We start from the raw sequence: 10,328 nt of genomic DNA on the forward strand, positions 1-10,328 counted from the left end.
CGCTCCGAACTATGCCGAACGGTCAGGCCCAAATGTTGCTCTGCTGCCGGCCGAAAATGACTGCATTCGGCATAGTCCGGCGGGCGGCATAATCCGCGCTATGCCGCGCTCGGCATAGCGCGGACTCCACCAGCGAAGCGACGCAGGCCCAGTTCTCCGCGCCCTGATCATGTCCCGCGAACAACGCATTCTTGCGATTCAGAACAAGGGGACGGATGCTTCGCTCGACGATGTTGGTGTCGAGCTCAATGCGGCCGTCGTCGAGGAACCGCGCGAGCCCGTCCCAGTGGTTCAGGGCGTAGCGGATATGCTCGGCGATCGTCGCCTTGCCGGAGACGCGGGTGAGCTGCTCCTCGAACCAGGCCTTGAGCGCCAGCACGAGAGGCTTGCTGCGCATCCGTCGCACCGCGCGCCGCTCGTCGGCGCTGCGGCCTCTGATCGTCTTCTCGATGGCATAGAGGGCGGCGATCCGCGCCAGCGCCTCGCTCGCGATCGGTGCCGGACCGTTCTCGGCGATGTCGTAGAAGCGGCGGCGCAGATGAGACCAGCAGAACGCCAGCGTGATCGCCTCGCCAGCGGGGTCGTTGGCAATGGTCTTGTAGGCAGCATAGCCGTCGCATTGCACGACGCCGCGATAGCCATCGAGCAGCTTGAGCGCGTGGACGGCGCCGCGACCGGGCGCGTAGGTGTAGGCCACCGCCGGCGGGTCGGTCCCGCCCCATGGCCGATCGTCGCGCGCGATCGCCCAGAAGAAGCCGTTCTTGGTGCGGCCACGGCCGGGATCCAGCACCGGGGCCTTGGTCTCGTCGACCGCGATCTTGCCCGTGGTCAAGATGATTTCGCGCAGCCGCAGCCACAGCGGTGCGAGTTCGGCGGCGGCATAGAGCCAAGAGGCCAAATTCAGTCTACGGCCGACACCGGTAGAGGCTCTTTTCATGGCCCATCCCCAGGTTGCCCTCAATTGCAGTCTCGTCGCCGCAGTAGCGGGGGTGGGATCCGCCGTGCAGCCTTTTACCGGCGACATGCTGGGTGGCGCGACCAGCGGGGACTTCAAGCAAAAGATTCCCAGCTTGAAGTTCGCAGCGAACGTGCCCGCGTTCGATTTGCCGATCGGGGATGACAAGCTTCACCTTTCACCGCAACTCGTAAACGGCAGTATCCTGTTTTCCGCAAAGTGATCTCGCGTTAAGCGTTCTGCACTCTGTAGCGCGCCCCACCGATTTGGCCATATTGATCGGTGTTCAAGCTGGTGACCGAACGGCGGGAGCGATCATCGGCACTGTCTGCGTCAGGTGCCGTGCGGCACACGCAGACCGTCCCTCACAGCACATCCCCAAATATTCGTGTTCTCTTCGAGCGCCGCCTTTGGCACCGACCCGCCATGCCGGGGCGGTCTAACGGCGTCCGTTGATCGGGCTAGAACGGAAGCGGCCGGCCGGCGCTCAGAACGGCGCGATCAGCCCTTAGCGGACATCGCCTCCACTGCGGCCCAAACATGTTTGTCAATCCGAACGCAGATCCAAATTGGAGGTCGGGTCCGAGACCGCGCCATGTTCAATCTTGCGATTGACCGCAAGCTTCGTGGCTTTGATGTCGTGGCGATCAAAGGTCGACAATGTCGCTGCAGGCGGATACACTGCAAATCAACTGTACGTCAATTGCGGACGATTCAGTACTTTCGAAACGCGCGGCAATTGGTGTAATGTGAGACTTTGATCTGCACAAATAGTGGTTGTGACGGCCGCTGACTATTTGATTGCTTGGCCGCGAGCCTGGCGGAACACGCTGTATCTAGGTACAGGAGCCTCCAAATGAGCATTCCAGAAGCTCTGTATAGCCTCCTTGCGACCGGGGCGGAGCTGGTTGCCTCCAAGGCGGCGGGCGAGTTTGCCAAAGGCGCGGGCAAAACTGCCTTTGATGCTCTCAAGGCTGCTTTTGATGCTCTCAAGGCCCGCCTTGTCAGCAATCACTGCGTGGCTTCTTTGGCTCTTGTTGATCAAGCCGAGGGCAACGCGGCTTACGAGACTGCGATCAAGTCCGATCTCAATCGTTCGGATATTTGGAAGGACACGGAGGTCAGGCGTCTAGTTAACGCGTTGCGCGCGGCGATCGAAGCTCTGCCTGAAGCTGTGAAGGCATCTTACGCAGTCGATATCCGCGTGATCGAGTCTGGTCGCGATTTACTGTTCGACGATGTCGAGGGCGTTCGCTCTGAACAGGCAATCTCTCAGAGGAACATGACGTTCCGGAACGTCAAGGCACCGCCGGGAAAGTAGACAGCGGTGCGGCTCCCCCAGCCGCGCCGCAGTTTTCGGGGGAGTTCCACGCACACGTCATAAACTTCAACGTGAATCAACCGACCGTAGAGCCGATGCCAAGTGCATCCGGCCTGCCGCTACTTGAACCTCTGCCCTTCATAGATATCGCTGCGCTGCCGAGGACCCCCTTTGAGCGACTCGTTGGTCGCAAGCGGGAGTTAAAGCGCCTTGATGAAGCGTGGACCGATTGTATCACGAACATTCTCTCGCTTATCGCCGAGGGGGGCGCTGGCAAAACGGCGCTCCTAAACCAATGGCTTAAGGTCATGCAGACAGATCGATATCGCAAGGCCGAGGCCGTTCTAGGCTGGTCATTCTACAACCAAGGCACCAAAGAGCGCGCGACTTCGGCCGATCCGTTTCTTGACTGGGCACTTGCCCGGCTACGTATCGAGATCGAATCGAGTAGCGCGACTGCGAAGGCTGACGCGATCGCAGACGCTCTGGCACAGCGCCGCGTGTTGCTGGTGCTCGACGGCGTCGAACCGTTGCAATTTGGTCTCGAACGGCAGCAGGGCGAATTGAAGGATGTGGGACTGCGCCGGTTCCTGCGACGTTTTGCGGCTATGCCAGCAGCAAGAAGTCGCGGGCTCGTCGTGATCACCAGTCGGTTACCGATCAAGGACATCGCACATTGGAAGGACGGGGCCGCTCCTGTCCTCGACTTAGACGCGCTTTCCGATAAGGCTGGCTCGGAGCTGCTGCTCGACAATGGCGTGCGGGGCACCAAAAAAGAGTTGCGCGCCACCGTGCAAGATTTCGGAGGACTTCCGCTTGCGCTTGACCTGCTCGCGAGCTTTCTCAAGGAAACCCAATTAGGGGACATACGACGCCGCGATCGTATCCGTCAGTTCTTCGCTGACCCTGAAAACCCGCGCCACGACCACGCAAAACGTGTGATGGAATCGTACGAGAGAGAGTGGCTCGTAGGCCAACCGGTGGCGCACGCTGTGATGCGTATTGTTGGCCTATTCAATCGACCGGCGAGTAGCGGATGTCTCACCGCATTGCGGCAAAAGCCGGCCATTTCCGGCCTCACCGATGCGCTCGTTGAAGTTGATCAGGCAACCTGGCAGCGTACGATTTCGCGCCTACGCGAAGTCCGTCTTCTGTCCCCGCAAAACCCTTACGCTCCTGAGGCAATCGACGCTCATCCATTGGTGCGCGAGTGGTTCGATTCGCGCCTTGAACGGACGAATCCGAACGCGTGGCGCGCTGCCCATCGTCGAATTTACGAGCATCTGCGCGACACGACCGAAGAGGGCGATGCTCCGACGCTCGAAGATCTCTCGCCCCTTTATCAGGCTATCCCGCACGGCTGCCGCGCTGGGCTGCATGACGACGCTCAGGATTTGTGGAGGCATCGAATGTGCCGAGGTAGCGGGTTTCGAAGCGAGTTCTATACATTCCGGCGTCTTGGTGCGTACTCTAGCGACTTGGATGCGATGAGATGGTTTTTCAAGACACCATATGTAGAACTGATCGACGAAGACAACGGGTGGTACTATCACCACACGGGCGAACATTGTATCCAAAATCGCGCGTGGTGGTATCATAACGCAGCAATTTGCTTGCGCGGGCAAGGAAACATTGCTGAAGCGATGCCTCCGCAAGAAAAAGCTCTAAATGGCTATGTGCAGTGGGGAAGGCATCAAGATGCGCTTGGCATCGGGTCTGGCAACAACTGGGACAATGCGTCGATCAATGCAAACACTCTAGCGCAGTTGCAGTTGTTGGCTGGCGACATTGACGAGGTGAGGACCAAACAGGAGAAACTCCTTTGGCTGGCTGAAAAGTCGGTCCATGTAGATTATCAGATAGCCTGGGCCCTCGGAGTGCATGGACATTCCTTGTATGCGGCTGGATTACTCGAGGAAGCTAGCAAGGTGTTTGTGCTAGCGGAACTGGCGTGGCAGAAAGAGTTTCCCGAGGCTTCATTTCTTGCCGACATACCTGGCCTTCTCTACTGCGACCTGCTTATTTCACAGCGTCTTTGGACGATAGCGCGAGATCGTGCCCGATTGATGTTGGAATCTGACACGGAACCGATTCCTGGGGTATTGGCGCTCAAACTACTGACGGTTGGGAGAGCTCATCTTGCCCTCGCACTGTCCAAAGTACGCAAGTCGCGTGCGCTTCGGACTGTCGGGAATGATGTTAGAGCAGCTAGCCTTCGGATTGATGCCGCCGTAGAAAATTTTAATAAGTCCGGACGGTTATACGCGATGCCAGAAGCCCTTCTGGCCCGAGCGTCGTTTCGGCGTTACGTTGGCGACTGGGATGGTGCTGCGTTTGATCTCTATGAGGTGAAAGAGATTGCCGAGCCGGGCGCAATGCGTCTTTTTCTGTGCGACATGGAGCTCGAAAAGGCGCGGCTAGCTTGGGCCCGCATTGAAGGGGTCGCGCCGCTCAGGCCATTTTTTAGCGGGGAACTGCTGGAGACTGCTATGGCAGAGCCCGGTGAAGCGGCCCGCTTAAAGCGTGAGTTAGCCAAAAGCTTGGCTCGGGCACGCGGTCTGATTGCGGAATGCGGTTATCATTTGCGCGATGAGGAGGTTACCGAGTTGGATGCCGTGGCCACTGGATCGCTGCGGTTTGTCGACTTGCCTCCGCGAGTTTGAGCCGCACTCAGCGGAAGCCCCGCTTGGAGTCATTTGCGACCCAATCGGTCCGGCTCGTCATGTCCGGAATTCGCCCTGAACAGGCATCTTGGCGCGGTCACGTGATGTCCATAGCCGAGGCATGAACGGACCTGGTCGAGACCAAAGTTTAGTAAAGGTCAGGCCGCGATCTTGTCTTTGTGGCCCGTCAATAGCTGCAGCGCGTCGGCGCCTCGGCTTCGCCGCATGATGCGCGCGCCCGGGTGTGTCGCTCCTTAGGGCGGCAGACGGTGGGAGTCGCGGAGATCGTTGGCTCCGGTCGGCGAAGGAGTCGATCTTGTCGACGTGGAGTCCGGTGTCGATACGATCTCATTTTCGGACGCTGACAACGGGAAGGTCCGCGACAGACTGCCATTGTTCGCAGAGCTGTTTCGAACGAGATCAAGATTATCGACGCCCCCTGACGATGAAAGTTCGGCCTCAAGAGACCTCGGTGCCTTGGCGCGGGGGCATTGGAAAAGGTGTCCTCCTCTCGGCTGGTCAAAACCGGCCATTGCCAATCAGGGGTTGAGCGGCTATTTTTCTCTCTCAATGCGTTTGGTGACCGTTTTTCCAGCGGTTCGTCTAAAGCCGCACAACCCATAACTCGGAATTATCGATGCTCCCTTCGATCGAAGAAATCTTCGCGATCGATCGCGAGTATCTTCAACGAAATCGCTGTCTTCCGGCGTCGGTCTCCGACTGGCACCTAAAGGACGCGGTGTATGATCTTCCGAATATTCCGCACTTTAGAGACGCATCCGGGAGCCCTTACGGTCTGGCAGATTACCTGTTCTCCGACAGTCGCGGACCGGAAAAGCGGGTCGTTTTAAGCTATATCGAACGGCGACTCGGGCTTGATGCGAGCAGATTTTCCGTCTCGGTTTTTACCAACGCAACAGCTGCTCTTTTTAGTCTCCTAGTTCACCTAACATCGGGCCGAGACGCTCGGGTGCTCGTTCAAACACCGTTCTATTTCTCGATCGCGGGTGCTCTGAGATTCTGCTCTGCTCACGGCGTGATGTTCCACGTCAGGGCCGACGACAATTACTCGTTCGACGCCGACGCGTTCGTTCGTATGGTTGATGATCAGGCGATCGATATTGCCATACTAACAGATCCAATGTACTGCACCGGCATTCGCAACACTGAACAGCTTCTACCGGTGATTGCCGCACTGGCGGATCGTAATGTTGTATGCCTAGTTGATTCTAGTGCAGGCGGTTTTGAGGCCGCCAGCAGGATACCCATTATCGAGCCGCTCTACGTCGATGCGGTCTCGCGCTTCAAGAACCTGTTCTATATCGACTCGCCAACCAAGCGGATGCTAATTAACTCTGCCAAACACGCGCTGATCTTTGGGGACCCAACGACATTAGAGAAAATCGAGGGTCTCGCTGACCATTTTGCTGGCAGTCTAACGCGAGAACAACTGATCGTTTTGGCTCAGGTATTCAGTGATGAGGCGTGGCCGTCGATTACCGCAGCATGTCACAGCAATGCTGTAAGGCTCGCGCGGGGCCTCGCATTTGCTAGCGCGGTATGCTCCGAACATGACACTGTCGCGGTCTCTCCGAGAGAGGCCGGAGTTTATGCCCTCGTAGATCGATCCGACGTCCGTCAACGGAAGCTCAACGCCTCCGCGTTCTATAAGGCCATGCTCACACAATCCGACATAAGGGCGCTTCCGGGCCATCTGTTCGGTCTTTCTAACAGCGATCGCATGGCTATCCGCATCAACTTGTTTCGTCACCCGAGCATCATCGACAAAGCGATTGCCGCATTCTCAAAGCTTGACGTCGAGCCTGCGTAGAGCCTCGATCTGCTTAGTTTGGAGGGCTGCGGCACCCGCGGTTATCCGATTGCGCATGAGTTGCACTTCTGCAACATCGCGTAGGCCCTGAAGCGAGTTAACATTTGCCAGCACGCGTCGGCTGGCCTCAGCGCTTAGAAAGTCAATGTATGTTGAGATGGCGTGCCCGGTCACAACCCTTATTGTCGCCGCAATAATTACTGCAGCACCGGCATAGGTGACGACATCCACGATAATCGAACCGGCGCGGACCCCTACTATCCGGTAGCTTTCGCTTCCAATAATGGGATCGAGGAGCTCGCGAGTGAGGTCCCGAGCGGCGTCAGCTTCGATCTCATCGAAAGTCAGCGAAAGCTCCGCAACGGTCCCTACAGGCACGGAGCTGCCATTGTCGAGCAGCCGAGTGGCAACGTCCCGTATCGTCGACGCGCTCCGAAGGAGCTCCTCTCGCAGAGGGCCGGCATACAAGGATGAAAGTGTCGACTCACAAACAGCGTCGAGTTGAAGAATGTATAGCGGATAGATCAGATTCTGTTCATAGTCGACATCAATGATCTGAAAGAGAAATCTCAGCTGTTGAGCAGCGAGATTTACCGGCTCCAAGCCAAGGATGCTGTCTAAGCATGAAGCAAACGATGCCATGGGGTAAGGTGCAGATTTGTCGCCGCGTATAGTGCCAATATAGCGCTGTGTATTGAACGCTTCGGCAAATTGATTTCCGCGATAGTAGTGCTCGGCAAGCCGCTCAAGGGCGTTGGGATCATCGGCATCAACCAGAATGTACTCATCCTTGTAACGGAGGGACAGGCCGCTCAATGTAGAGTTTCTAAAGATGTTGGAACCGAAATACGACGCATCAAATGCGGCGTCCTCAAATTGACAGCCGAGGAAAACGCAATGAACACAGTAATTGTCCATGAAGTTGATCCTGCGGATGCGAACGTCGCGGAGCGTGACCTCGTCCCACGTCGATCGGCGCAGAGTCACCTCGTCAAAGGCGCAGCGGGTGATGGTGACATTTCGCCAAACGGATCGATCAATGAGTTGCGACACGAACTCAGATCCATCTACCGCACAATCGATTAGGTCGCAGTTGAAGTTTCGGTTGTTCGTGAAGCGGCAGTGGGAAAAAAGACACGAAGAGTATGCCGTGCTCATCAGGTTGCATGATGTTAGCGCGGTGTCTCGGAAAATGACTCCCGTAAAGTCAGAATTGGAAAAGTCGGTCCCTTGGAAACTACACGAGAGAAATGTGGCTTGGATAAAGTCGCAGCGTACAAACGAGTATGGGTTTTCCGCGCGATCTCTTAGATCAGCGAATGAGGTCGAGTGAAATCGCCGACCTTCGTTTAGCTCGCCAAATTCTGGCGTACCGGGGATAAGGTTTCCACCCATCGATAATTCCGAGTTATGTGTATCTGCGCTCCAGCGCGCACTTAGTGCCGGTTGTATATTCTCAGATTGCTATTAATTGCGTTTGATGGTCTCTAATCGTTAATCCTGACCTCAATGACCGATAGCTAAAACGCACCGGTCGCGCGAAAAATCCGAATTCACAGTTCGGAGTGCAGATTGATGCAGTTGAGTACGGCCACCGACAAGTTCTTGCGCTATTGCGCCAGTGAGCGGCAACTTTCGCAGCACACGCTCCAAGCTTACGCGGCTGATTTAGCTGATTTCCGCAAATGGCTTGTGGCAGATCCAACCATGGTGGATCTCGTGGAGAACAACTTGAAGGAATACCTTGCCGACATGGTCAGCCAACGTAAGCTCGCGACGGCAACTGTGCGCCGTCGCTTTGCCTGTCTGCGGGCCTTCTTTCGATATGCGACGGCCGACCAGCAGAGTCCGGACCCATTCGCGAGATGGCGACCAAAACTCCTGCGGCGGAAGCGGCTACCGAGGACGCTGTCGCGGGGCGAAATTTCCTCGCTGCTGTCATCTTTCAAGGCTGGATTGCGGCGGGGGCGGAAGGGCCGGGAGGGGTGTCTGCCGACAGCCGTACGTCTCATGGTTTGCACGGGCATCCGGGTCGGCGAACTGTGCAAGATACGAATTGACGACGTCTCGCCGGATGGTTCGGCCTTCAGAATCCAGGGGAAGGGGTCGCGTGATCGGGTTGCTTATATCTCTGATGTGGCCTTGCGAGGCGAACTTTGCGAGCTCGTCATAAATCGAAGAAAGGCCGATGACCCCGGTGAATCGCTGTTTTTGAATCGGCTTGGGTCGATGATGAAACCGCAATCTATAAGATCCAAGCTCCGGCGCTACGCCGAGAGCGAAGCCAAAATCGCACGGCGGATCACACCACATATGCTTCGACATACAGCTGCGACCTTGCTTATTGAGACCGGTGTCGACATCAGGTTTGTTCAACGTATGCTGGGCCATTCCAGCATCGCAACGACCGAGATCTATACTCACGTCTCGGATGAGGCCCTCAGAGTCACTCTTGAGCGGGCTGATGTTCTAGCAAGACTAGCCTAGATGTTGCGACGATGCTGGAATGGCTGCCGGTTTCTGGCGAGAGGAATCGACATCGAACTACTAATTATGGACTTGCTCGCGCAATAAGTGTTGCGCGTGCGCTCTAGACAGGTAAATTGTACAAGCTAATTGCATCTGCCCTAGATGCAGACTCTGGCGCGCGGAGATGCTCGGGAGCCATGTTATTTCTAAATGAAATTGGGGCGCTCTCTAAAATCAGGGAGATCTTCCGGCGCGCGGAGAAGGCGAAGATTGCGGTTGCGTTTTGGGGGCGCGGCGCGGTTCAAGCGCTGGAAATAGATAGGCCTGACCTCGAGGCTGAGATCATCTGCAATTTGGACTCCGGCGCGTGCAATCCCTCTGAAATTGGAAAGCTTCGAGAACTGCGTCCGCACATACCGGTCAGGTCAGACCCGCGGTTGCACGGCAAGCTCTATTGGACGCCAAGTGGAATTGTGATTGGCTCGTCGAACGCATCGACCAACGGGTTGGCTGTCGAGGACGGACTGGCTGACTGGGCAGAAGCTAATATTTTTAGCGAAGACTCGAAGTTGATCGAGGCCACGCTAGCGTGGTTTGAGACACGCAAAGAGACCTCCTACGAAATCAAAGATACTCATCTGCGCTTGGCGCAACAGATTTGGAATGGGCGAGTTCGATCCACTTCCCCGGGAATTCGGCTGGCCGGCGATTTGGGAGCGGCAGTTCGGGAGACGCCTGAAAACCCTGTTTGGGCGAAGGTCAAACTCGCAATCTACAGCGAAGGTCTTAGCTCGGCGGGCAAAAAGCAGATAAAAGTCGAGCAGACCGCTATTCCAGCTTTAAAGGATTTCGATGCATATGAAGAATGGAACGATGCAATAAATGCCGACGATTGGCTGTTGGATTTCTGCCTTAAAAAATCCAAAGTCAAGTTTGGTGGTTATTTGCATGTCCCAAATCCCATGCTAGTAACGAAGTTGCTGACTTACGTTCAGGAAGAGCCGTCCGTGGTACTACCGAGCTTCGGAACTCTCGAGCTGTCCGCAAAAGATCTAAACAATTTGGAATTGGCTGCGCTCAGTATCGCGC

General features: G+C 56.3%; 7 protein-coding genes and 2 pseudogenes. 6 read left to right on the forward strand and 3 right to left on the reverse strand.

Translation table 11 applies throughout. The features are described 5' to 3' along the window. Positions 1–112: 112 nt before the first annotated feature. Positions 113–907 (reverse strand): annotated as a pseudogene (gene tnpC / locus WCB02_RS20600) (IS66 family transposase); the annotation flags it as partial. Between the two features lie 28 nt (positions 908–935). On the opposite strand from tnpC, the gene WCB02_RS20605 reads away from it, so the two are divergent. The 4 genes from WCB02_RS20605 to WCB02_RS20620 all read left to right on the forward strand — a co-directional run bounded on the left by WCB02_RS20605 (position 936) and on the right by WCB02_RS20620 (position 6,770). Further along, complete coding sequence (locus tag WCB02_RS20605) at positions 936–1,178, forward strand: hypothetical protein (protein ID WP_423960917.1); 243 nt, start codon at positions 936–938, stop codon at positions 1,176–1,178. 633 nt (positions 1,179–1,811) lie between these two features. After that, positions 1,812–2,276: a hypothetical protein gene (locus WCB02_RS20610; protein ID WP_423960919.1), complete on the forward strand. Its 465-nt coding sequence runs from the start codon at positions 1,812–1,814 to the stop codon at positions 2,274–2,276. A gap of 71 nt (positions 2,277–2,347) precedes the next feature. After that, complete coding sequence (locus WCB02_RS20615; RefSeq protein WP_423960921.1) at positions 2,348–4,939, forward strand: hypothetical protein; 2,592 nt, start codon at positions 2,348–2,350, stop codon at positions 4,937–4,939. Between the two features lie 637 nt (positions 4,940–5,576). After that, the gene (locus tag WCB02_RS20620) at positions 5,577–6,770 is read left to right on the forward strand and encodes an aminotransferase class I/II-fold pyridoxal phosphate-dependent enzyme (protein ID WP_423960922.1); all 1,194 of its coding nucleotides are present in this window, start codon (positions 5,577–5,579) and stop codon (positions 6,768–6,770) included. Here WCB02_RS20620 and WCB02_RS20625 read toward each other — a convergent pair. Beyond that, entirely contained in the window at positions 6,744–7,823 is a 1,080-nt protein-coding gene (locus WCB02_RS20625) for a hypothetical protein (protein ID WP_423960927.1), read from the reverse strand. The genes WCB02_RS20620 and WCB02_RS20625 overlap by 27 nt on opposite strands. A 117-nt stretch (positions 7,824–7,940) precedes the next feature. Then, positions 7,941–8,165, reverse strand: a pseudogene (locus WCB02_RS20630) (pentapeptide repeat-containing protein); the annotation flags it as partial. A 180-nt stretch (positions 8,166–8,345) separates the two neighbouring features. On the opposite strand from WCB02_RS20630, the gene WCB02_RS20635 reads away from it, so the two are divergent. Both WCB02_RS20635 and WCB02_RS20640 read left to right on the forward strand, forming a co-directional pair. Next, a complete protein-coding gene (locus WCB02_RS20635; RefSeq protein ID WP_423960924.1) occupies positions 8,346–9,257 on the forward strand; it encodes a tyrosine-type recombinase/integrase in 912 nt (303 codons plus the stop codon). Between the two features lie 179 nt (positions 9,258–9,436). Further along, positions 9,437–10,328: phospholipase D family protein (locus WCB02_RS20640; RefSeq protein WP_423960926.1), on the forward strand; the 892-nt coding region annotated here is incomplete at its 3' end.

This window comes from Bradyrhizobium sp. (assembly GCF_049581145.1).
Classification (GTDB): domain Bacteria; phylum Pseudomonadota; class Alphaproteobacteria; order Rhizobiales; family Xanthobacteraceae; genus Bradyrhizobium.

Excerpts from the sequence above, each read along its gene's own strand:
- WCB02_RS20610 (WP_423960919.1), top strand. The coding sequence starts at position 1,812 with ATGAGCATTCCAGAAGCTCTGTATAGCCTCCTTGCGACCGGGGCGGAG.
- WCB02_RS20620 (WP_423960922.1), top strand. The coding sequence starts at position 5,577 with ATGCTCCCTTCGATCGAAGAAATCTTCGCGATCGATCGCGAGTATCTT.
- WCB02_RS20635 (WP_423960924.1), top strand. The coding sequence starts at position 8,346 with ATGCAGTTGAGTACGGCCACCGACAAGTTCTTGCGCTATTGCGCCAGT.
- WCB02_RS20605 (WP_423960917.1), top strand. The coding sequence starts at position 936 with ATGGCCCATCCCCAGGTTGCCCTCAATTGCAGTCTCGTCGCCGCAGTA.